Source organism: Streptomyces chryseus, from assembly GCF_014650755.1.
GTDB lineage: Bacteria > Actinomycetota > Actinomycetes > Streptomycetales > Streptomycetaceae > Streptomyces > Streptomyces chryseus.
In genome coordinates, this window is the sequence record NZ_BMVO01000025.1 from 1 (window position 1) to 21,800 (window position 21,800).

The window sequence follows — 21,800 nt, forward strand, 5'->3', positions numbered from 1 at the left end:
TCGTTCGGCATTTCGTGTTCCCGACTCTATCAGACTCTTTCGTGTCCGACTTCCTCGGTGCTTTCCAGTTCTTCGCTTTCGCGTTTCCCTTTCCGGCAGTTCCGACTCTATCAGATCCTTTCGGGCCTGACTCCCAGTCAGCGGGCTTTGTCATTGCGGCTGTTGGGCCGTTCCGACGTCTCAAACCCTAGCGGATCTCCCGGACGGCTCATAATCGAGCCTGTCGAATGAATTCCGGCATGCCGAAATTCTTCCCGAGTGGGAGATCGCGCAGAGTTTGGGTGTGCCGCGTGCGCGGCGAGTGGTCGACGCAGAACCGTTCCGGCTCCGTGACAACTCGAAGAACCTTACGGATCGGCGAGGTCGGTGTCAACCCCTGCCCTTCCCCCGTCAGTCGAGGTCCGTGAGACGGCCGCCGGCGTCCGGCTGGGCGTCCTCGACCCGTCGCAGCAGCCGGATCAGCATCTCGCCGAGCGAGCCGCGTTCGTCCGCTGAGAGGTCCTGGAGCAGGTCCTCCTCGAAGCTCGACGCCATCCGCATCGCCTCGAGCCACTTGGCCCGGCCCTCGTCCGTGAGCTCCACGATCACGCGCACGCGGTTGCTCTCGTCCCGGTCCCGGGTGACCAGCCCGTCCGCCGCCATCCGGTCGATGCGGTGCGTCATGGCGGCCGGGGTGAGGCCGAGGCGCTTCGCCAGCTCGCCAGGGCCCAGCCGGTAGGGGGCCCCGGAGACCACGAGGGTCTTCAGTACTTCCCATTCCGTGTTGCTGATGCCGAGTGCGGCGACCTGGCGGCCGTACGCCACGTTCATGCGGCGGTTGAGGCGGCCCAGGGCCGAGACGACCTTCTCCACCTGCGGGTCCAGGTCGCCGTACTCGCGCTGGTAGGCGGCGATCTGTTCGTCGAGGCTCGGCTCCTGGGGGCCGTGCGGCTCTGGGGTCTCAGGCATGCCGCGCAGTATGACACGTACTCGTTGGCCTTTAAGTCCTTCGATGTGTACTGTTGAGGTTCTAACTTTAGTGTTGAAGTCTTCAGACTTCAGCTCTTCTCATCGAAACCTTGAGGCAGGTGAGTGTGACCAGGGCAAGGGCCATGGGCGCCGCGATGCGCCGGATCCAGATGGGGAACGCGTTGAGTGCGTTCGGTATCGGGTTCACCGTTCCGTATCTGTATGTGTACGTCGCTCAGGTGCGGGATCTGGGCGCGAGTACAGCAGGTGTGGTGCTCGCCGTCTTTGCTGTGGCCGCACTTCTCGTCCTGCCGTTCACCGGGCGCGTCATCGACCGGCGGGGGCCGGTGCCGGTAGTGGTCGCCGCCGCTGTCGTCGCTTCCGCCGGCGCTCTGTGCATGGGGCTCGCCACCGACGTGCCGATGGTTCTGCTGTCCGCCGCGCTGCTCGGCGCCGGTACGGCGGTGGTGCAGCCGGCGCTCGCCACCATGATCGTGTGGTGCTCCACCCCCTCCACCCGTACGCGGGCCTTCGCGATGCAGTTCTTCCTGGCGAACCTCGGGCTCGGCATCGGCGGCCTGATCGGCGGCCAGCTGGTCGACGAGAGCCGGCCCGACAGCTTCCTGCTGCTCTTCGGCATCGAGGCGGTCATGTTCCTGGTGCTCGCCGGGATCGGCGCCGGCGTCCGGCTGCCGCACGCGGCCGTCATCCCCGGTGCCGTGCCGCAGGACGATGCCGCTCCCAAGGGCGGCCTGCGGGCACTGCTGCAGCACCGCGCGATGGTGCAGTTGTGCGGGCTCGGGTTCGTCCTCTTCTTCGCCTGCTACGGGCAGTTCGAGTCGGGTCTCGCCGCGTACGGCACCGAGGCGGCCGGGATTCAGCCGTCGACGCTGGGCATCGCCCTGGCGGCGAACACGGCGGTCATCGTGCTCGCGCAGTTCGTGGTGCTGCGCCTCGTCGAGCGGCACCGGCGCTCGCGCGTCATCGCGCTCGTCGGACTGATCTGGACCGTCGCGTGGATCGTGGCGGGGTACGCCGGTCTCGGGCACGGCAGCCAGACGATGGCCACGGCCGCGTTCGTCTCCACGTACGCGCTCTTCGGACTGGGCGAGGCGATGCTGTCGCCGACCGTCGCGCCGCTGGTCGCGGATCTGGCGCCGGAGTCGATGATCGGCCAGTACAACTCGGCGTTCGCGCTGGTCAAGCAGCTCGCGCTGGCCGTCGGGCCCGCGGTCGGCGGGCCGATGGGAGCGTCGCTGCACGCGCCGTACATCCTCACCTTCGTCGCCTTCTCGCTGGGCATCAGCGTGCTGGCGCTGCGGCTCGGCAAGCAGCTGACCCCGGCGCAGGACAAGCCGCTGCCCACCAAGTCGCGGGTCGTCGCCTCGGGCACTCCGGCGAAGGATCTCGCTCCGGCGGGTTAGGGCGCCGTACCCCGGGGGTCAGCTGTCCGGCAGGGCGAACTCGCACCAGACCGCCTTGCCGCCGCCTGGCGTGCGGCGGCTGCCCCAGGACGAGGCGATGGTCGCGACGATAGAGATGCCGCGTCCCGCCTCGTCCGCCGGTTCGGCGCGGCGGCGGCGCGGCAGGTGGTCGTCGCCGTCCGTCACCTCGATGATCAGGCGGCGGTCGGTGCGGCGCAGGCGCAGGCGCATCGGGGGCGTGCCGTGCTGGAGGGAGTTGGCGACGAGCTCGCTCGCCGCCAGGACGCCGAGGTCGCACAGCTCCACCGGGAAGCGCCAGGAGGCCAGGACCCCGGTCGCGAAGGCGCGGGCCCTGGGAGCCGCCTCGATGCCGCCGAGCAGCTCCAGCGCGGCGTTGTGGAAGAGCTCCGCGTCCGGGCCGGTGCGGGTGGGGTGCTGGAGGACCAGCACCGCCACGTCGTCGTCGTGGTCGGCCGTGACGCCCAGCGCGCGGATCAGGCGGTCGCAGACGACCTGGGGCGTGCCGGTGGCGCCGGACAGCGCGCGCTCCAGCGCTGCCACGCCCTCGTCGATGTCCTCGCGGCGGCGCTCGACGAGACCGTCCGTATAGAGGACGGCCGTCGAGCCCGGCGGGAGGGCGATCGTGCCGGAGGTGTGCATCCAGCCGCCGGTGCCGAGCGGGGGTCCCGTGTGGTCCTCGGCGCGGCGGACGGTGCCGTCCTCGTCGCGGACGAGGATGGGGAGGTGGCCCGCCGACGCGTAGACGAGGCGGCCCTCGTTGGGGTCGTGGACGGCGTACGCGCAGGTGGCGATCTGGCTGGCGTCGATCTCGGCGGCGAGGCCGTCGAGCAGTTGGAGGACCTCGTGGGGCGGGAGGTCGAGGCGGGCGTACGCGCGGACCGCCGTGCGGAGCTGGCCCATCACAGCGGCGGCCCGCACCCCTCGGCCCATGACGTCGCCGATGACCAGGGCCGTCCGGCCGGCACCGAGGGTGATGACGTCGTACCAGTCGCCGCCGACCGCCGCGTCGGTACCGCCCGGCTGGTAGGTGGCGGCGATGCGCAGGTCGTCGGGCTGCTCCAACTCCTGGGGCAGCAGGGAGCGCTGGAGGGTGACGGCCGTCTCGCGCAGGCGGCGCTCGCTCGCGCGCAGCCGCTCGGCGGCCTCGGCGTGGTCGGTGACGTCGGACGCGAAGACGAGCACGCCGTTCTCTCCGCTGCCGGCGGTGCCGGCCGGGAGCTCGATCGGCGTACAGGTGATGGTGTACGAGCCGCCCTTGGGGACCTTGCGGGACTTGACCGTACGGGGCGTGCCGCTGCGCAGGACCTGGTCCAGGAGGGGGAGCAGGCCGAGCTCGTCCAGCTCGGGGAGCGCGACGGCGGCCGGGGCTCCGGGCTCGCGGGGTCCGAAGGCGGCGGCGTAGGCGTCGTTGACGTACGCGACGCGGTGGTCGGGGCCGTACACCAGGGCGACGAGGGCGGGGAGGCGGCCGAGGATCTCGCATACGGAGAGGTCGGTCAGGGGCTGCGCCGCGGCCGAGGAGGGCAGGGCGTCGTCGCCGGGCGTGTCCTGGGCGTCGGGCCCGTGCTCGGACGGCCGGCCGTACTCAACGCGGGCCGCCGGGACGGAGCCGCGGTCGCTCCGCGCTGCGGCGCGGCGCTGCGTTCCGGGGAGACGGGCGCTCCAGCGCGTGAAGTTCACTGACTTTCAAGCCTCATGGTGTCGCGTTGCGTTGTGTGGCGTGACTGACGCTGTGGTCGCTGCGTTCGTTGGGGTCGCTGCGCTTGCTGTGGGGGGAGGAACTGCTGTGCCGTTACAGCGGGTGACTCTGGGCGGGCGTGAGCCAGCCTATGGTCACACGTCCAGTGTGACCGACCGCACTGACAGTCGTCACGTGGTCTTGGGCGGCTCGCCGCCCGCGGCCAGTTCGAACTCGGCGCGCGGGTGCTCCAGGGAGCCGAGGGATACGATCTCGCGCTTGAAGAGCCCGGCGAGGGTCCATTCGGCGAGGACGCGGGCCTTCCGGTTGAAGGTCGGCACGCGGCTGAGGTGGTAGGTGCGGTGCATCAGCCAGGCCGGATAGCCCTTGAGCTTGCGGCCGTAGACGTGCGCGACGCCCTTGTGGAGTCCGAGCGAGGCGACCGAACCGGCGTACTTGTGCTCGTAGTTCTTCAGCGGTTCGCCGCGCAGGGAGGCCACGACGTTCTCGGCGAGGACCTTCGCCTGCCGTACGGCGTGCTGGGCGTTGGGCGCGCACTCCTGGCCCTTCTCCGGCGCGCTGAGGTCGGGTACGGCGGCGGCGTCGCCCGCGGTCCAGGCGTGCTCGGCCCCTTCGACGGTGAGCCGGGCGGTGGCGGCGAGGCGGCCGCGTCCGTTCAGCGGCAGGTCGCTCGCGGCGAGGACGGGGTGCGGCTTGACGCCCGCCGTCCACACGACGGTGCGGGTGGGGAAGCGGGAGCCGTCGCTGAGGACGGCGACGCGGTCCGCGCAGGAGTCGAGGCGGGTGTCGAGGCGTACGTCGATGTTGCGCCTGCGCAGTTCACGGATCGCGTACTTGCCCATCTCCTCGCCGACCTCGGGGAGGATGCGGCCGGACGCCTCGACGAGGATCCACTTCATGTCCTCGGGCTTGACGTTGTGGTAGTAGCGGGCGGCGTAGCGGGCCATGTCCTCCAGCTCGCCGAGCGCCTCCACCCCGGCGTATCCGCCGCCGACGAAGACGAAGGTGAGCGCGGCGTCGCGGACGGCGGGGTCGCGGGTGGCGGAGGCGATGTCCATCTGCTCGATGACGTGGTTGCGCAGGCCGATGGCCTCTTCGACGGTCTTGAAGCCGATGCCGTAGTCGGCCAGGCCGGGGATCGGGAGGGTGCGGGAGACGGAGCCGGGCGCGAGGACGAGTTCGTCGTACGTGATCTCGACGGCGCCGGTGCCCTCCTCCTCGGTGGCGAGGGTCGTGACGGTCGCCGTGCGCTTGGCGTGGTCGATGGACTTGGCCTCGCCGATGACGATCTTGCACTTGTCCAGGACCCGGCGGAGCGGCACCACGACGTGACGCGGGGAGATGGAGCCGGCCGCCGCCTCGGGCAGGAACGGCTGATAGGTCATATAGGGATCAGGCGTCACCACAATGACCTCGGCCTCGCCGCTTCTCAGCTTCCGCTGGAGGTGCAGCGCGGTGTACATCCCGACGTAGCCGCCGCCGACAACGAGAATGCGCGCAGGTTCTGTCACTGTCCCATGACGCAACGGCGACGGGAGTTTGTCCACAGGGCCGGCAGATTGTGTGACCGGAGGTCATGCGTGCCGCACACCGCTGGAATGACCGATCGATCGGGAAGGGTCGCAGGTCAGCGGGTGAGGAGGGGGTGCGGACAGTGGCCGAATCAGGAAGGTTTTGGGCGATACTCCGATCGGGCGGGCGCTCCGTGCGGAACTACCCCCTTCTGTATCTACGCGCGCTCAACTATGTTCGTATCTCGTCGGGGCGGCCAGGTCCGCGGTCCCGGCCGACTATCAGGGCGGGGAGTCTCCGGGGGGAGACATCATTACCGGGGGAACGCTGATGCACATTCAGGAATCTCATTGGCAGACGGCCGTCGCATCCGACGGCCACGGGCGTGCGGGGGCGGGATCTCGCTCCGCACCGCTGCGTGTGGACGCACAGCGCAATCTTGAGCATGTACTGCGAGCCGCTCGCGAGGTCTTCGGCGAGCTGGGCTACGGAGCGCCGATGGAGGACGTGGCGCGACGGGCCAGGGTAGGGGTCGGGACGGTGTACCGCCGCTTCCCGAGCAAGGATGTACTGGTGCGCCGCATAGCCGAGGAGGAGACCTCCCGGCTGACCGACCAGGCGCGTACGGCTCTCGGACAGGAGGACGAGCCGTGGTCGGCGCTGTCCCGCTTCCTGCGTACGTCGGTGGCGTCCGGCGCTGGCCGGCTGCTGCCGCCGCAGGTACTGCGGGTGGGCGTGGACGGCGGCGAGGGCGGCGACGGTGCGACCGGCGCCGATGTCGTGGGCATCGCGGAGGCGCCGACGGTCCGGGGCGAGGTGCGGGTGCCGCAGCAGCGGCAGGCCGTGGCCCCGGTGGGTGCGGGCTCCGCGGGGCCCGAGCTGCGGCTGGTCGAGCAGCGGCCCTCGGGCACCGGTTCCGACGGCCTGGGCAGCGACGACGCGGGTGCGGCGGAGCTGCTGGAGGTCGTGGGGCGGCTGGTGGACCGGGCGCGTGCGGCCGGTGAGCTGCGGGGTGATGTGACGGTGGCCGACGTGCTGCTGGTGATAGCCACGGCGGCGCCTTCGCTGCCGGACGCCGCGCAGCAGGCGGCGGCCTCCGCCCGGCTGCTGGACATCCTGCTGGAGGGTCTGCGGTCCAGGCCCGCGTGAGTCCTGATCGGGACTCGGGCGGGTGTGCCCCGCCGGCCCGCTTGTTCGCCGGGTGGCGGACGGGCGGGCCTTCCGCTGTCCGGGGGCGGTTTCCGACGGCGAGCGGGAGCGCGGACGGTCGAATCCGCCGAGCCTCTCCCCGTTCGGGTGAACGTTAGTGCTCACTTACGGGAAAACTCCCCGGATGAGTGGTTCCCCGTTCGGAGCAATGGGCAGTGCTTCGCCCCGTGGGATTCTTGGCCGGTATTTCCGGGTCCGAGGGTGCTTACGGGGGCTTCCGCTATGGGTGTTGAGGGGCGGGACGAGCCGCTCGACCGGGTCGGCACGGAGCCCGACGGGCCGCCGCCCGCGGGGCAGGTGCCGAGCCAGGCGGGGCCGGGTCGGGCGGACGGCTACGGCTCGGGAGGCGGGCACGGCTCGGGAGGCGGGTACGGCTCGGGAGGCGGGTACGACGGCGCGGACGGGAACGCGGCCGCGTACGAGGAGACGTACGCGGCCGAGGACGGTGGCGGGGGCTGCGGGACCGTGCTGCCGGGGCCGTGGCCGGCGGCCGTGGAGGGCGACGACGCGAGCGTCCCCATGCAGCGCGAGGGCAGGACGAGCGGGGGCGGCGGACCGGCGGCGCTGACGCCCACCTCTGACGCCTCGCTGATCGAGCGGATGCGCGCCGGCGACGACGGCGCGTACGAGGAGCTGTTCCGGCGGCACTCCGACGCCGTGCGCCGGTACGCCCGTACCTGCTGCCGGGACGCCCACACCGCCGACGACCTGACGGCCGAGGTCTTCGCGCGCACCCTTCAGGCGGTGCGCGGGGGCGCCGGGCCCGCGCACGCCGTCCGGGCGTACCTGCTGACGACGGTGCGGCGGGTGGCGGCGGCGTGGACGAAGACCGCCAGGCGTGAGCACCTGGTCGAGGACTTCGCGGTCTTCGCGGCGCAGTCGGCCCGTTCGGTGGACGCCTCGGACGACGACACCCTGGAGCTGGGAGCCGACGTACGGGCCATGCACGAGGCCGAGCAGACGCTGGCGATGCGGGCGTTCCGCAGCCTGCCCGAGCGTTGGCAGGCCGTGCTGTGGCACACCACGGTCGAGGAGGAGTCGCCGAGCGAGGTCGCGCCGCTGTTCGGGCTGACGGCGAACGCCACAGCCGTGCTGGCGTCCCGCGCGCGGGAGGGCCTCAAGCAGGCGTACCTCCAGGCGCACGTGAGCACCGCGCTGACGGCGGGCGGCGACTGCGCGCGGTGGGCCGACCGGCTCGGCGCGTACGCCAGGGGCGGGCTGCGGACGCGCGCCGAGCGGGGGTTGCGCAAGCATCTGGAGGAGTGCGCGCAGTGCCGGGTGGCGGCCGGCGAGCTGAGCGATGTCAACGCCGGGATTCCGGCGCTGCTTCCGGTCGCCGTCATCGGCTGGTTCGCCGCCGGGTACGCGGTCAAGGCCGCCGGGCTGGTGGCGGGTGGCGCCGCCGGAGCGATGGGGGCGGCCGGGGCGGGGGCCGCCGCGGCGGCGGCCGGCGGGGGGTCGAGTTCGGCGGGGGGCGCGGCCGGTGCGGTCGCGGGCGAGGCGATGGGTGCCCCGGCCAAGGTGGCGATCGGTGCGGCGGTGGCCGTGGCGGTGACGGCGGGGGTGGTGTTCGCGCTCGCGGGTGAGGAGCCGAAGCCGGAGCCGAGGGCGGTGGCCAAGCCGCCGGCGTCGCGGCCGGCCGTACCGCAGCGGCCGAGCGCGAAGCCGCCCGCACCGCGTGCGCCGAAGCCGCCGATGGCGCTGCCGGAGCCGTCGCCCACGCGTACGGCTTCGCCCAGGCCCTCGGCCCCTGAGGCACAGCCCGCTCCGAAGCCGAAGCCGCCCGCGCCCGAGCCGCCGGAACCGGAGCCGACACCGCCGCCCGCACCGACGCCTCCCCCTCCTCCTCCGCCGCCGGCCGCCCCGGTCGTCTACCAGGTGAACACGCTGAAGTACGGCGCGTTCGGCGACCACACGGAGCCCGAGGTGCGGGTCGCCCGGAGCAGCTGGCTGTGGCAGCGCTACGGCATGTCGATCGGAGGCGTGCGCTACGGCAACGGTGTGACGACGCACGCGAAGTCGTCCGTCACCATCGACCTCAACCGCGCCTGCACCACGTACGACGCGCTGGTCGGCATCGACGACATGACGATGGGCATCGGGTCCGCGCGCTTCTCCCTGTACGGGGACGGCGCGCTGCTGTGGCGTTCGGGGCTCGTGCGGGGCAACGACGGGGCGGTGGCGGTGCGGGCGGGCATCTCCGGGCGGAAGTCGATCCGGCTGGTCGTGGAACCGGAGCACCCGCACGAGTCGATGGTCCTGGCGGACTGGGCGCAGTCACGCATCAGCTGCGGGGGCTGAGGGCGAGCGGAGCGGCGTCGACAGGTGGGGTCAGAGGGCCCGGCGTGGGGGGACTCCGCCGGCCACCGCGCGTTGGCGCGGGGCCGCCGTGCCCGTCCAGCAGGTTCCGCGCCGCGAGATCAGGCGGCGCAGCCACAGCTCCGTCGAGACCAGGTCGGCGAGGCCGTCCAGGGGGACCGGTTCGCCCTCGGCCGCCGCGCGCAGGGCCTTGCGTACGACGCGGGCCTCGATCAGGCCGGCGTCGGCCAGCAGCGGTGCGTCGAACAGTGCGATCAGGTCGCCGATCGCGGCGCGCAGCCCGGCGCGGGCGGCCACCGCCGAGGAGGCGTGCGACGTGGCGCCCCAGCCCGGCGGCAGGTCCCTGATCCCGGCCCCCGCCAGGACGGCGCGCAGGATCGCCGCGCGGGCGCCCGGCTGGACCCGCAGGGCCTCGGGGAGGGTACGGGACGCCCGTACGACCTGGTTGTCGAGGAACGGGGCGTGCAGGCGCTGGCTGCGCACCTCCGCGGCCTGCTCGAAGACCCGGTGGTCGGCCGCCGCCCGCGCCAGGGCGGCCCGGGCGCGGGCCTCGCCCGGACGCTGGACCGACGAGGGCCGGGTGATCGAGCCCTGGAGGCGAACCGATACTTCAGCCAGCGCCTCACCCGTCAGCCAGCGTGCCGCGGGGCCCGGTCTGGTCCAGGAGAGCGCGGCGAGTGAGGCGTCGAGGGCCGTGACCGGGGCGTTGCCCGTGCTCCGGGCGCCCGGCTCGTCGAAACGGCCGTCCATGAGACGGGCCGCCGCCTCCTCGATGCCCGCGCGGTACGGCGTACGGGCGAGGCGGCGTGCGGCGCGGTAGACGGTCAGCGGGACGAAGAGGGAGTGGGCGGAGGGGCCTTCGACCTTCGCGAGGGCGGCGACCGGTCGCAGCAGGTCGCGCCGTCTGCGGTCCATCAACAGGTCGGCCAGGCGGGCCGGATGGGCGTCCAGGACCTGGCGCGCGCCGTGCCCCGTGAAGTGGTCGGCGCTGCCCGCCGCGAGGCGGCGGCGGTGGCGCTCGGCGGTGACCAGGGACGGCCCCGGTTCGTCGGTGAGAGGACCGCTGTCCAGGTCGGCGTACGGCAGGGCTTCCGCTCCGGCGGCCACGACGACGTGGTGCAGCCTGGGGTTGGCTGCGATCGCGCCGGCCCGCTGCAACTCCGCGTCGCCGCCGGGGCCTTCGGCGGTCAGGTCGTTGAAGGTGACGGCGAGCAGCCGCTCCCCCGCGCCCGTGCCGTGGCCCAGGACCGTGCCGGGCACCCCCGGCAGGCCCGCCGCGAGGAGGGCCAGTGTCGCCGAAGCGCTGCCGCCCGAGAGGTCGGCGCCGATGCCGGGGACCGGCGCGCCGCGGGCGGCGCGGCGGTCGGCGGGGCCCATGCCGGGGACGGGGCCCGGGTCGGGCGGCACGGTCTCGGGGGCGTGGCGCGGGGCGGTGAGTCTGGCCCGTACCGCTTCGACCAGCGCGTCGCGCACTCCGTCGACGGCTCGCTCCGCGTCGAGTTGGGGCGCGGCCACGGCGAGGGAGGCCACCGGTTCGTACCCGGTGATCTCGCGGGATCCCTCGCGCAGGACGAGCGCGTGGCCCGGTGGGATGCGCCGTACACCCGCGTACGGCGTGCCGTCGCGCAGCGCCTCCGGCACGTCGGGGCAGGCGAGCAGGGCGGCGAGGTGGCCGATGTCGAGCTGTGCCTCGATGAGGTCGGCGAGCGGGAGCGCGGCGGTGGCGTACGCGGTGCCATTGGCCCAGGGCGTGTAGAAGACCGGGCGGGCACCTGCCAGGTCACCGACCACGGTGACGCGGCGGCCGGCCTGGACGACGGCGGTGTAACTGCCGGACCATGCGGTCAGGTGCCGCAGTGCGCCGCCGCGCGCCGCGAAGAGGCCGACGCGCAGTTCTTCGTCGGAAGCGCCGCAGCAGCCGAGGACGGCGATCCGGGTGAAGGGGTCCACGCTGACGACGCGGACCTCGTCGGGGCGCCAGTCGCCGACGGCCCACAGGGGGTCGGGGTCGCCCCACAGGAGCTGGGAGCCGACGGGGTGCACGGTGAGGGATTCGTCGTCCGCGGAGGGATGGGACGAGGGCCGCGAGGAGGCGGGGCCGGCACCGGCCGTGCCGGGCGCCCGGACCGCTCCCACTGTCCCGAAGCTGGCGGCGACACTGCTCCACCCCACCAACCACCGCATCGCGCCTCCACAGGCTGTGGACAACCAAACGCACGTACCGAAGCGGCATCGACGAATTCGAGAAGCGGCTTCGGGACCATGCTGCCACGACAACGGCACGCAGGAGGTGCTGTGGAAGGCGTACGGGCAAGTCAATGCGCCCGCCGCGTACAGGACTTCGGCCGGTTTGGGCGACAGGCGCCATTCAGCCATTCTGCGGTCCCGGCGGTACCCGGGGGGCGCCGCGGGGAACGCACAGTCCGGGAGGCGCTGTCCGCCTCCCGGACCGGTCCGCCGCCCGCGGGGATGAAGGCGGCGGTGTCCCCCAGCCCACTGGATCCAGTGCAGCGGGCCGACCCACGCGACTCCCATGGAACGGCTCCGGCCGTCGGCCCGACGAGAGCGCAGGGCGGGCGCACGGCCACACGCACGGAGCACGGGCGTGTCGCGGGCGTTCGTGTAACTACACGAATCTCGCCATACGGACCACCGCCCCTTAACGGTCGGGAGGCGGAGAACTACGCTGGGTTTACTGATGTTCTGAGCGGGCCGCATATTCCGGCTGGGCTGGCCGCGTGGTTGTGCGGGCGGTACGGCTGGAAATGTCCCCGCCGGACGGCTGTCTGTGTCGAGGGGTGGCGCATGTCCAGGGAGCAACGCGGGCCGAACGAAAAGCTCGGCACGGTTCTCGCCCTCGCGGGAATCAGCAATGCCGGCCTGGCGAGGCGGGTCAACGATCTCGGGTCGCAACGCGGCCTGACACTGCGGTACGACAAGACGTCGGTGGCCCGGTGGGTGTCGAAGGGCATGGTGCCGCAGGGCGCCGCGCCCCACCTCATCGCCGCCGCCATCGGGGCCAAGCTCGGCCGGCCCGTGCCGCTGCACGAGATCGGGCTCGCCGACGCCGATCCGGCGCCGGAGGTGGGTCTGGCCTTCCCGCGCGACGTGTCGGCGGCCGTGCGGTCGGCGACCGAGCTGTACCGGCTCGATCTGGCCGGCCGGCGGGCGGGCGGCGGCGGCATCTGGCAGTCCCTGGCGGGGTCGTTCGCGATCAGCGCGTACGCCACACCCGCCTCCCGGTGGCTGATAACACCGGCCGACTCCTCGGTCGCGCGGGATTCCGCGGCCGACGAGTCGGCGGCCGACGCGACTCCGCTGCGGGTGGGACACGCGGACGTGGCCAAGCTGCGCGAGGCGGCGGAGGACGCGCGGCGCTGGGACTCGAAGTACGGCGGCGGGGACTGGCGTTCGTCGATGGTGCCCGAGTGCTTACGGGTTGACGCGGCGCCGCTGCTGCTCGGCTCGTACAGCGACGACGTCGGCCGCTCGCTCTTCGGCGCCACCTCCGAACTGACAAGGCTCGCGGGGTGGATGGCCTTCGACACCGGGCAGCAGGAGGCCGCCCAGCGGTACTACATCCAGGCGCTGAGGCTGGCGCGCGCGGCGGCCGACGTGCCGCTGGGCGGGTACATCCTGGCGTCGATGTCGCTCCAGGCGACCTACCGGGGCTTCGCCGACGAGGGGGTCGACCTGGCGCAGGCGGCGCTGGAGCGCAACAGGGGGCTCGCCACCGCCCGGACCATGAGCTTCTTCCGGCTGGTGGAGGCGCGGGCGCACGCCAAGGCGGGCGACGCGCAGGCGGCGGGCGGCGCGCTGAAGGCGGCCGAGGGGTGGCTGGAGCGGGCGCGGGAGGGCGACGCCGATCCGTCCTGGCTGGGCTTCTACTCGTACGACCGGTTCGCGGCCGACGCGGCGGAGTGCTACCGCGACCTGAAGGCGCCGCGCCAGGTGCGGCGCTTCACCGAGCAGGCGCTGTCCCGGCCGACGGAGGAGTTCGTGCGCTCCCACGGGCTGCGGCTGGTGGTGTCGGCGGTCGCCGAGCTGGAGTCGGGGAACCTGGACGCGGCGTGCGCGGCGGGGACCCGGGCGGTGGAGGTGGCGGGGCGGATCTCGTCGGCGCGGACGACCGAGTACGTACGGGACCTGCTGCACCGGCTGGAGCCGTACGGCGACGAGCCCCGGGTCGCGGAGCTGCGGGAGCGGGCGCGGCCGCTGCTGGTGGCGCCGGCGTAGGGGTGCGCCGGCCGGGCCCCCTGTGCGGGCGGGAGGGGCCGGGGGCCCGCGGCCGGTGGTTTGAAGGCGTTGTCAGTGGGTCAGTGCATCATCGGGAGTCCGGGGGCGCTCCCCGGAGAGCACGAATCCGGACATGGCCGCGGTGGGAGGTGGAGCGATGCCGTACGACCGCTGTGACCGGTACGACTGCGATGTGCTGGTGATCGGTGCGGGCATCGTCGGCCTCTCGGCGGCGTACGCCGTCACCCGCGCCGCCCCCGGCACCCGGGTGGCGGTGCTGGAGAAGGAGCGGGGCCCCGCCCTGCACCAGACCGGGCGCAACAGCGGCGTGATCCACAGCGGCATCTACTACCGGCCCGGCTCGCTCAAGGCGCGGTACGCGGTGCGGGGCGCGGCCGAGATGGTCAAGTTCTGCGCCGAACACGGCATCGCGCACGAGGTCACGGGCAAGCTGATCGTCGCGACGGAGCGGGAGGAGCTGCCCAGGCTGCACGCGCTGGTGCAGCGCGGGCGCGAGAACGGCATCCCGGTGCGGGAGCTCGGGGCCGCGCAGATAGCGGAGTACGAGCCGAACGTGCGGGGCCTGGCGGCGATCCACGTGGGGACGACCGGCGTGTGCGACTACGGTGCGGTGGCGCGCCAGCTCGCGGAGAGTCTCGCCGCTTCCGGCGGGGAGGTCCGGTACGGCGCGGAGGTGGCCGCCGTCGACCGGCGGCCCTGGGGCGTCGCGGTGCGCACGGCCGGCGGGGCGGTGGTGCGGGCGCGGGTCCTGGTGAACTGCGCGGGGCTGCACTGCGACCGGGTGGCGCGGCTGGCGGGCGACGACCCGGGCATGCGGATCGTCCCCTTCCGGGGTGAGTACTTCGATCTCGCGCGCCCCGAGCTGGTGCGCGGCCTGGTCTATCCGGTGCCGGACCCGGCGTTCCCCTTCCTCGGGGTGCACCTCACCCGGGGCATCGACGGCGGCGTCCACGTCGGGCCGAACGCGGTTCCGGCGCTCGCCCGGGAGGGGTACGCCTGGTCGGCGGTCCGGCCGCGCGAGCTGGCCGGCACCCTCGCCTGGCCGGGTTCCTGGCGGACAGCCCGGCGGCACTGGCGGTACGGGGCGGGGGAGCTGCACCGCTCACTGTCGAAGCGCGCGTTCGCCGACGCGGTGCGGCGGCTGCTGCCGGACATCGCGGAGGCGGACCTGCGGCCGGCCCCGGCCGGGGTGCGGGCGCAGGCGGTGCTGCGGGACGGGACCCTGGTCGACGACTTCCTGATCCGGGAGGCCCCGCGCACGATCCACGTCCTGAACGCCCCTTCCCCGGCGGCCACGGCCTCACTCCCGATCGGCAGACAGGTGGCGCGGCGGGCGCTGGGGGTGCTGGGGGCGGCTGGGGTGTAGGGGGGCGCGGGCGCGGGGGATGCCAAGGCGGCCGGGGCGCGGGCCGCCCAGGGGGCCGGGGCCTGCCCCGGAGAAGCGCCGCAGGCGGGGGCTGCCCGGCGCGCCGTAGAATCGGGGCATTGTGTCTGAGTCCTCCCGCGTCCACCCCGACGCCACCACCCCCCATGTCTCCCCCTTCCACCGGGCCAAGGGCGAGCCCCGGTTCCCCGGTGGCCCCGCACCCGACCCCGCCGGTTCGCACCACGAGCGGCGGATCCGCAGCTTCCAGCCGCGGCGCAGCCGGGTGACCGCGGGCCAGGCCGAGGCGCTGGAGCGGCTGTGGCCCCAGTGGGGCCTGGACATCGACGGCCGGCGGGTCCTCGACCTCGACGAGCTCTTCGGCGGCCGCGGCCTGCCCGTCGTGCTGGAGATCGGGTTCGGGATGGGCGAGGCCACCGCGCAGATGGCCGCCGAGGACCCCGCCACCGGCGTCCTCGCCGTCGACGTGCACACCCCCGGCCAGGGCAACCTGCTCGCTCTCGCCGAGCGCGCCGGTCTCACCAACGTCCGGGTCGCGAACGGCGACGCGATCATCCTGCTCCGCGAGATGCTGCCGCCCGCCTCCCTGGCCGGCCTGCGCGTGTACTTCCCCGACCCGTGGCCGAAGAAGCGGCACCACAAGCGGCGCCTCATCCAGCCCGAGTTCCTCGACCTGGTCGCGCCCCGCCTCGCCCCCGGCGCGCTCGTGCACTGCGCGACCGACTGGGAGCCGTACGCCGAGCAGATGCTGGAAGTGCTCAGCGCGCACCCCGACTTCGAGAACACGGTTCCGGGCGGCGGCTACGCACCCCGGCCCGCCTTCCGGCCCCTCACCCGCTTCGAGGGCCAGGGTCTCGACAAGGGCCATGTCGTGAACGACCTGCTCTTCCGCCGCCGGTAGGGCGCACAGGCGCCATCGCCGGTGTCAGTGCCGATCGTTAGGGTCGACGGGTGTACGAGAGCCCTCCGCACCCCCGGCAGCACCCGGCGGTCCCGGACTGCGAGCAGCAGCCGCAGTTCACCGCCGTACCGCCGCCCGCGCTCTGGCGCTACAAGCCGCGCCGCGCGTGGTGGCGCACCAGGGCGGTGCGCGCGGGCGCGGTGATCACGGCGCTCGCGCTCTGCGCCCTGGTGATCCTGGCGATCGTCCGCGACCAGACCGGCACGCAGGGCTTCCTGGTGGGCCTGGGGCTGGCCGGGCTGCCGGTGCCGTTGCTGGCGTCGGCGTTCCGCTGGCTGGACCGGGTGGAGCCCGAGCCCTGGCGGAACCTCGCGTTCGCCTTCGCCTGGGGCGCGTTCGCGGCGGCCCTCGTCGCGATCGTCGCGAACAGTTTCGCGACCCGTTGGATAGCCACGGCCACGGCCGATCCCGCGGGGGCCGAATCTCTCGGCGCGACGGTGATAGCGCCGGTCGTCGAGGAGAGCGCGAAGGCGGCGGCGATATTGCTGATCTTCCTCTTCCGCAGACGGGACTTCACCGGGCTCGTCGACGGGGTGGTGGTCGCCGGGTTCACGGCGACCGGCTTCGCCTTCACCGAGAACATCCTCTACCTCGGCAACGCCTTCGGCGAGGACCAGGAAGCGGGCGTCTCCGGCCTCGCGTCGGTGACGGCGGCGACCTTCTTCGTACGCATAGTGATGTCGCCGTTCGCGCACCCCCTGTTCACGGTGCTGACCGGCATCGGCTTCGGGCTGGCCGCGCTCGCGTCGCCGCGCGGGGGGCGGTGGCGGCGCATCGCGCTGCCCCTGCTGGGCCTGGTGTGCGCGATGGGCATGCACGCCCTGTGGAACGGCTCGGCGGTCTTCGGGGGGCTCGGCTTCTACCTCGTGTACGCCGTCTTCATGGTCCCCGCCTTCGCACTGCTGACCTGGCTGGCGGTCTGGACGCGCCAGCGCGAGCTGGGCACGATAGCCGCCGAGCTGCCCGCGTACGCCGCCGCCGGCTGGCTGCTGCCCGCCGAACCGCTGGCCCTGTCCTCGATGCGGGCCCGCTCGCTGGCGCGGGGCGCGGCGGCGCGCAGGTACGGAAGCGGCGCTGCGGGGCGTGCCGGGGGCCGGGCGGCCGCCCGTGCCGTCGCCGAGTACGAGCTGTTCGCCACGTCCTTGGCCTTCCTGCGCCACCGGGCCCACCGCGGCGCGCTGGGCCCGGACTTCACGGCACGCGAGCAGGAGCTGCTGCACCATCTGTGGCAGCGCAGGGAGGTCGCCGGTCCGGCGCTGGAGTACGCGGCGCGGGCGGCGGGCCGGGTACGGCTCCCGCCGCCCCGGCCGCCCGCGTGGCAGCCGTACGGGTACGCGCCGCCCCCGCACCGGGACTACGCGGCGTACAACCCGTACCGGCAGCAGTGACCGGGGCCCTCCAGGGACGCGAGGACTCGGGGCCCCAGGCAAGACCTGGACCCGGACAGACCGGCAGCCCTGGGCGCGGGGGGCGTGCGTCAGGGCTGCCGGGGACCGGGGCGGTGCGGTGCCGCGCTCCGGCGGGGACCGGCCGCCGGAGCGCGAAGCGAAAGGCGGAGCCGTCAGACGGTGAGGCCCTTGCCGCGCAGCCACGCGGCCGGGTCGACGCCCGCGCCGTCCGGCGTGTGCACTTCGAGGTGCAGGTGCGCCCCGGTGACGTTGCCGGTGGCGCCGACGCGGCCGATGACGTCGCCCGTACCGACCTCGCCGGACGTGACGGTCATCGAGGAGAGGTGGCAGTACCAGACCTCCGTACCGTCCGGGAGCTCCAGGACGATGCGGTAGCCGTACGAACCGGACCAGCCCGCGGACTTGATCGTGCCGCCGTGCACGGCCTTGAGCGGCGTGCCCGTCGGAGCGGCGAAGTCGAGGCCGGTGTGCTGGCCGGAGGACCACATAGCGCCGGCCTGCCCGTACGTGGAGGTGAGCGTGTACGACGAGAGGGGCATCGCGTAGCTGGCGGCCAGCTTGGCGAGCCGCTCCTCCTCCGCCTTGCGCGCGGCCTCTTCCCGCGCCTCGCGCTTCTCCTCCTCGGCCTCGCGCTTCTCCTCGGCCGCCTCGGCCTCCGCCGCGCTCTGCTGCTTCTTCGCCTCGGCCGCGGCCTTCTCGGCGGCCTCCTTCTCGGCGGCGACCTTCACCTCGGCGTCGGCGGCGGCCTGCTGCTGCTCGGCCTGCTGGAGGATGCGGGCGCGCAGGGCCTCGCCCGCGTCGGTGGTGCCCTGCCGGGCGTCGGCTGTCGTGACGCCCGCGGTGGAGAGCGGGGCGGCGGCCACGACGGCCTCGTTCGCCGCGCCGGCCTGCACGTCGGAGCCGGATTCGGCGTCGTCGGACATCAAAGAGCCGACACCGGGTAGTGACTTGGGGTCGGGAAGCGAGTCCGTTATCGCGTCGGGAAGGGAGATCGATATGGCCGGCTTGTCCTGGGCGGTGGCGATTCCGCCCGCGCCGACCGCGGCGATGACGCCCACGCCGAGAACGGTGGAGCTGCGACCGAGACCGCCGCGCTGCTTGGCCACACGGTGACGGCCGCGTACGGGACGGACGGATTCCTCAGTCGGATTCCATTCCTCCCAGGTCCCCTCCCCGCCGACGTGCGTGCCGGTGTCGTGGGCCGCCCCGTAAGGGGGCATGGCGGTCTGGGGGGCGGGGCTGTTGGACGCCACGGAGGCGTGCTCCTTTCCTTCCTTCTCGCCTACCGGGTTAGCTGACGGGTTCGGAGCAGGAAGGTCTCCTACGAGCCTCTCCGTGGGTACGAAGCGGCCCGATTCACCCCAAGGAACGTGGTTCCCCGGTTCCCTCGCGGGATTCGGCGTGTGCGCACGGTGCCGTCTCTTGCGACGACTGGGACGACCGCGCTGCGTTATCGAACGTTAATAGACACCGGCTTCGGTTTCCAAGCTGTTCCAAGTGATCGTTAAGGGTCTTGGACTGAACCAATCGGGACACAAGCAGTCACAGTCGGACGAGTTGACCGCCACTCAGAAAACATCCGTCGCATGACGGTTCGTCAATCGTTATGCGCAAGGGTGTTCTGGACTACGCAGCGTCGCGAGCCGGATCCCACGGCTAACTTCAGCACCATGGTCGTCAACAACACGCAGTCGGTGGCCGATCGCTACCGCGAGTTCTCCGAGCAGCAGGCGCGCGCCGTTTCGCCCGTGTACGCCGAACTCACCGCCCGCATCAGCAAGGACCCGGACTTCTGCGCCCTCGTCGCCGCTCTCCCGCCCGGCAACAAGCAGCAGCCCAACCTCCTCCTGGCCGCCGTCCGGTATCTCGGCGGCCCCTACGAGCGGTGGGCGCCCTTCCGTGACTGGACCCTGACCCACTGGGACGCCGTACGCGCCGTCATGCTGGCCCGCTTCACCCAGACCAACGAGCCCGCCCGCTGCGCCACCCTGCTGCCCCTCCTCGCCGCGCTCCCCCAGCCCCTCGCCCTCATCGAGGTCGGCGCCTCCGCGGGCCTGTGCCTCCACCCGGACCGCTACGCGTACCGCTACGACGACGGCCCCGTCCTGGGCGACGCCCCCGTCACCTTCGACTGCCGTACGGAGGGTCACGCGCCCCTGCCCAGCGCGCTCCCGGACATCGCCTGGCGGGCCGGCATCGACCTCAACCCCCTCGACCCCACCGACGCGGACGACGTCCGCTGGCTCCAGTCACTCATCTGGCCCGGCCGCACCGAGCGCCCCCGCCAGCAGCTCGCCGCCATCGAGGCGGTCCGTACGGCGCCCAGGCCCCGCATCGTGCGCGGCGACCTCGTCGACGAACTCCCGGCGCTGGCCGCCGAGGCCCCCGGGGACGCCACCCTGGTCGTCTTCCACACCGCCGTACTGACCTACCTGCCGCTCGCCCGCCGCGAGGAGTTCGCCGCGCTCGTCCGCGAGCTGGCCGGCCACTGGATCTCCAACGAGCACCACACCGTCCTGCCCTGGCTCGACGCCCCCGCCCCGGACGACGAGCACCTTCTCACCCTCGCCCTCGACGAGCGCGCGGTCGCCTTCACGGCCCCGCACGGCCAGAGCCTGCACTGGTTCGCTCCTCCGGCAGCTCCGGCCGCCTGACCAGGCCCACCGTCCTGCGGCGGTCCCGCTGCCCCTCGGCGGGCCGCCCGACCGCCAGCAGGGCCATGTCGTCCGTGGCCGCCCCGGCCGTGTGCAGCCGTACGTCGGCGACGAGCGCGTCCAGCAGCTCGTCGGGGCCGGGGAAGATCCGGCCGCGCAGCCGGGCGGCCGGGTCGTAGAAGACCCCGGCCGCGTTCCGCGCCTCGGACAGGCCGTCGGTGTAGAGCAGCAGCGTGGCACCGGGCGGGAACGCGCACTCCAGCGTCCGGTCCGGCCAGGCGCCCAGGTCGCCCATCCCGAGCGGCAGCGCGGCCTCGGGCGGCACGATCTGCGCGATGTCCCCGTCGGCGTACAGCAGGAGCGGTTCCGGGTGGCCCCGGTTGACGAACCGCACGACGCCCCGACCGTGCGGGATCTCGGCCAGTACGGCCGTGGTGAAGCCCTCGAAGGCGTCGAGCCCGTCGCGCCGGGCGCCCTCCCGCGTCAGCGCCCGCTCCAGCCGCCGCGCCACCCCGTCGAGCGCGCTCTCCTGCTCCGCGGCCTCCCGGAACGCCCCGACGACGACGGCCACCGCCTCCACCGCGCCGAGCCCCTTGCCGCGTACGTCGCCGACCACCAGCCGCACCCCGGACGGCGTGTCCTGGACGGCGAACAGGTCCCCGCCGATGAAGGCGTCCGCCTGGGCGGCCTCGTACCGCGCGGCGATGTGCAGCCCGGCGATCCGGTCCGCCGGTACGGGGAGCACGGCGCGCTGGGCCGCCTCCGCGATGGTGCGGGCGGAGGCGAGCTGCCGGCCGCTGCGGCGTACGACACGGTTGATGAGCAGCGCGAGGACGGCGACGGTCACCACGGTGATCAGCTCGGTCACGGACTCGACGTGCGTGGAGGTGCCGTTGTAGAGATGCAGCCCCACGACGGCGGCGACGGCGACGGCGCCGGTCACCAGGGTGTTGCGGAACGAGGACAGCGGGGCTGCGATCAGCGGGGCTGCCGCGAACAGCGGCGACGCGGTGAAGTTCGGCGGCGTGGTGACGTCGAACGCGCACCCGCCGACGATCAGCAGCGCGGGCAGCGCCCGGACGAACCGCGAGACCGCCCTGCCCCCGCCGCGTCCGGCCGCCGCTCCGCCCAGCTTCCCCACCAGTGGTCTCCTGCTCGCCGCGCACCCGGCTGCGGACCGTACCGCGCCCAGCCCAGGCTGGCCGCAGCCGCGCCGGGCGGCCATCGGAGGCCGACCGAACGGGGGACGCGGGAGCTCCCCGGACACGACGAAGGCCCGGATCTCTTCCGAGATCCGGACCTTCGTCTTCTTCTTCAGTAGCGGGGACAGGATTTGAACCTGCGACCTCTGGGTTATGAGCCCAGCGAGCTACCGAGCTGCTCCACCCCGCGTCGTTGAACTCAACTGTACGCCATCGGGGAGCCACCCCCGACCACACGCCCCACGCAGCTCACACGGCCCACCGCGCTCCGGGCGGACGGCCGGGTCGAACACGGTCGGGCCGTACCACCACCCCTGCGGGGCGCCGCCAACCCGCCTCCCCCGCGGCGGCGTTACTCCGCGATCTCCGTACGCTCCCACCACTCGTACACCGTCACGCGCCCCTGGTCGGTGTCCTGGTGCCGCGCCGTGACCTTGAAATGCTCGTACCCGCCGCGGTGCGGGATCTTCAACTCTTTCCCGGGCGGCGTGATCGGCACGATCCGCTCCCGCAGATCGTCCGGCCCGCCTTCGAGGAGCGCCTTTTGCGTCATGCCCCAGTCTTCGCACGGCTGCCCCGCACGCGCACGTCGGAGCGCCCGTCCGAGAACGCGAGAGCGCCCCGCCGGACGTGTCCGGGCGGGGCGCTGACGTGCGGGTCGACCGGGCTGCCCCGGTCGCCTCGGGCGGTAGGCCGTGTGGGACTCGAACCCACAACCAACGGATTAAAAGTCCGCTGCTCTGCCAATTGAGCTAACGGCCCTCGGCGAATCACCCCCGAGCATAGCCGCAGCGGACCCGG

The 21,800-nt window shown here is 73.4% G+C and carries 15 protein-coding genes, 2 tRNA genes and 1 riboswitch; of the genes, 8 read left to right on the top strand and 9 right to left on the bottom strand.

Annotated features, from left to right (window positions below; genetic code table 11):
* Positions 1 to 390 precede the first annotated feature (390 nt).
* The gene (locus tag IE185_RS27135) at positions 391 to 948 is read right to left on the bottom strand and encodes a MarR family winged helix-turn-helix transcriptional regulator (protein ID WP_138897189.1); all 558 of its coding nucleotides are present in this window, start codon (positions 946 to 948) and stop codon (positions 391 to 393) included.
* Between the two features lie 143 nt (positions 949 to 1,091).
* Between IE185_RS27135 and IE185_RS27140 the strand changes: the two genes are divergently transcribed.
* Positions 1,092 to 2,372: an MFS transporter gene (locus tag IE185_RS27140; RefSeq protein ID WP_138897194.1), complete on the top strand. Its 1,281-nt coding sequence runs from the start codon at positions 1,092 to 1,094 to the stop codon at positions 2,370 to 2,372.
* 18 nt (positions 2,373 to 2,390) lie between these two features.
* Here the strand turns inward: IE185_RS27140 and IE185_RS27145 are convergent, their stop codons facing one another.
* Positions 2,391 to 4,073, bottom strand: a complete 1,683-nt coding sequence (locus IE185_RS27145; protein WP_138897190.1) for an ATP-binding SpoIIE family protein phosphatase — start codon at positions 4,071 to 4,073, stop codon at positions 2,391 to 2,393.
* Positions 4,074 to 4,262: 189 nt separating this feature from the next.
* Complete coding sequence (locus IE185_RS27150) at positions 4,263 to 5,603, bottom strand: NAD(P)/FAD-dependent oxidoreductase (RefSeq protein WP_138897191.1); 1,341 nt, start codon at positions 5,601 to 5,603, stop codon at positions 4,263 to 4,265.
* Between the two features lie 331 nt (positions 5,604 to 5,934).
* Here IE185_RS27150 and IE185_RS27155 point away from each other — a divergent pair, with 331 nt between their 5' ends.
* Together IE185_RS27155 and IE185_RS27160 are read left to right on the top strand one after the other, a co-directional pair.
* The gene (locus IE185_RS27155; RefSeq protein ID WP_138897192.1) at positions 5,935 to 6,753 is read left to right on the top strand and encodes a TetR/AcrR family transcriptional regulator; all 819 of its coding nucleotides are present in this window, start codon (positions 5,935 to 5,937) and stop codon (positions 6,751 to 6,753) included.
* Positions 6,754 to 7,035: 282 nt separating this feature from the next.
* Positions 7,036 to 9,114, top strand: coding sequence for a sigma-70 family RNA polymerase sigma factor (locus IE185_RS27160; protein ID WP_189716186.1), 2,079 nt, complete (start codon positions 7,036 to 7,038; stop codon positions 9,112 to 9,114).
* Between the two features lie 30 nt (positions 9,115 to 9,144).
* On the opposite strand, the gene IE185_RS27165 is transcribed toward IE185_RS27160, so the two are convergent.
* Positions 9,145 to 11,316: an asparagine synthase-related protein gene (locus IE185_RS27165; protein ID WP_189716188.1), complete on the bottom strand. Its 2,172-nt coding sequence runs from the start codon at positions 11,314 to 11,316 to the stop codon at positions 9,145 to 9,147.
* A 621-nt stretch (positions 11,317 to 11,937) separates the two neighbouring features.
* Between IE185_RS27165 and IE185_RS27170 the strand changes: the two genes are divergently transcribed.
* The 4 genes from IE185_RS27170 (at position 11,938) to IE185_RS27185 (ending at position 17,122) form a co-directional block, all read left to right on the top strand.
* Entirely contained in the window at positions 11,938 to 13,368 is a 1,431-nt protein-coding gene (locus IE185_RS27170) for an NsdA family TPR-like regulatory protein (RefSeq protein ID WP_138899089.1), read from the top strand.
* A 157-nt stretch (positions 13,369 to 13,525) separates the two neighbouring features.
* Positions 13,526 to 14,755, top strand: a complete 1,230-nt coding sequence (gene lhgD, locus IE185_RS27175) for an L-2-hydroxyglutarate dehydrogenase (protein WP_189716190.1) — start codon at positions 13,526 to 13,528, stop codon at positions 14,753 to 14,755.
* A 121-nt stretch (positions 14,756 to 14,876) separates the two neighbouring features.
* On the top strand, positions 14,877 to 15,674 hold the full coding sequence (trmB, locus tag IE185_RS27180) for a tRNA (guanosine(46)-N7)-methyltransferase TrmB (RefSeq protein WP_229843722.1): 798 nt from the start codon (positions 14,877 to 14,879) through the stop codon (positions 15,672 to 15,674).
* 50 nt (positions 15,675 to 15,724) lie between these two features.
* Positions 15,725 to 17,122 (top strand): PrsW family intramembrane metalloprotease, encoded by a 1,398-nt coding sequence (locus IE185_RS27185; RefSeq protein WP_138907786.1) that lies wholly within the window; start codon positions 15,725 to 15,727, stop codon positions 17,120 to 17,122.
* Between the two features lie 173 nt (positions 17,123 to 17,295).
* Here IE185_RS27185 and IE185_RS27190 read toward each other — a convergent pair whose 3' ends face one another.
* Positions 17,296 to 18,396: a M23 family metallopeptidase gene (locus IE185_RS27190; protein WP_229843723.1), complete on the bottom strand. Its 1,101-nt coding sequence runs from the start codon at positions 18,394 to 18,396 to the stop codon at positions 17,296 to 17,298.
* Between the two features lie 11 nt (positions 18,397 to 18,407).
* Positions 18,408 to 18,555, bottom strand: a riboswitch (cyclic di-AMP (ydaO/yuaA leader).
* Positions 18,556 to 18,813: 258 nt separating this feature from the next.
* On the opposite strand from IE185_RS27190, the gene IE185_RS27195 reads away from it, so the two are divergent.
* Positions 18,814 to 19,797: a DUF2332 domain-containing protein gene (locus IE185_RS27195; protein WP_189716192.1), complete on the top strand. Its 984-nt coding sequence runs from the start codon at positions 18,814 to 18,816 to the stop codon at positions 19,795 to 19,797.
* On the opposite strand, the gene IE185_RS27200 is transcribed toward IE185_RS27195, so the two are convergent.
* The 4 genes from IE185_RS27200 to IE185_RS27215 form a co-directional block, all read right to left on the bottom strand.
* Complete coding sequence (locus IE185_RS27200) at positions 19,736 to 20,938, bottom strand: PP2C family protein-serine/threonine phosphatase (protein ID WP_229843724.1); 1,203 nt, start codon at positions 20,936 to 20,938, stop codon at positions 19,736 to 19,738. The two genes, IE185_RS27195 and IE185_RS27200, sit on opposite strands and share 62 nt — an antisense overlap.
* Positions 20,939 to 21,115: 177 nt before the next feature.
* Positions 21,116 to 21,189, bottom strand: a tRNA-Met gene (locus IE185_RS27205).
* A gap of 162 nt (positions 21,190 to 21,351) precedes the next feature.
* Complete coding sequence (locus IE185_RS27210; protein ID WP_138897161.1) at positions 21,352 to 21,552, bottom strand: DUF5988 family protein; 201 nt, start codon at positions 21,550 to 21,552, stop codon at positions 21,352 to 21,354.
* Positions 21,553 to 21,688: 136 nt separating this feature from the next.
* Positions 21,689 to 21,761: transfer RNA gene (locus IE185_RS27215), tRNA-Lys, on the bottom strand.
* Positions 21,762 to 21,800: the final 39 nt, after the last annotated feature.

Excerpts from the sequence above, each read along its gene's own strand:
- lhgD (WP_189716190.1), top strand. The coding sequence starts at position 13,526 with ATGCCGTACGACCGCTGTGACCGGTACGACTGCGATGTGCTGGTGATC.
- IE185_RS27170 (WP_138899089.1), top strand. The coding sequence starts at position 11,938 with ATGTCCAGGGAGCAACGCGGGCCGAACGAAAAGCTCGGCACGGTTCTC.
- IE185_RS27195 (WP_189716192.1), top strand. The coding sequence starts at position 18,814 with ATGGTCGTCAACAACACGCAGTCGGTGGCCGATCGCTACCGCGAGTTC.
- IE185_RS27155 (WP_138897192.1), top strand. The coding sequence starts at position 5,935 with ATGCACATTCAGGAATCTCATTGGCAGACGGCCGTCGCATCCGACGGC.
- IE185_RS27140 (WP_138897194.1), top strand. The coding sequence starts at position 1,092 with ATGGGCGCCGCGATGCGCCGGATCCAGATGGGGAACGCGTTGAGTGCG.
- IE185_RS27165 (WP_189716188.1), bottom strand. The coding sequence starts at position 11,316 with ATGCGGTGGTTGGTGGGGTGGAGCAGTGTCGCCGCCAGCTTCGGGACA.
- IE185_RS27210 (WP_138897161.1), bottom strand. The coding sequence starts at position 21,552 with ATGACGCAAAAGGCGCTCCTCGAAGGCGGGCCGGACGATCTGCGGGAG.
- IE185_RS27135 (WP_138897189.1), bottom strand. The coding sequence starts at position 948 with ATGCCTGAGACCCCAGAGCCGCACGGCCCCCAGGAGCCGAGCCTCGAC.
- IE185_RS27160 (WP_189716186.1), top strand. The coding sequence starts at position 7,036 with ATGGGTGTTGAGGGGCGGGACGAGCCGCTCGACCGGGTCGGCACGGAG.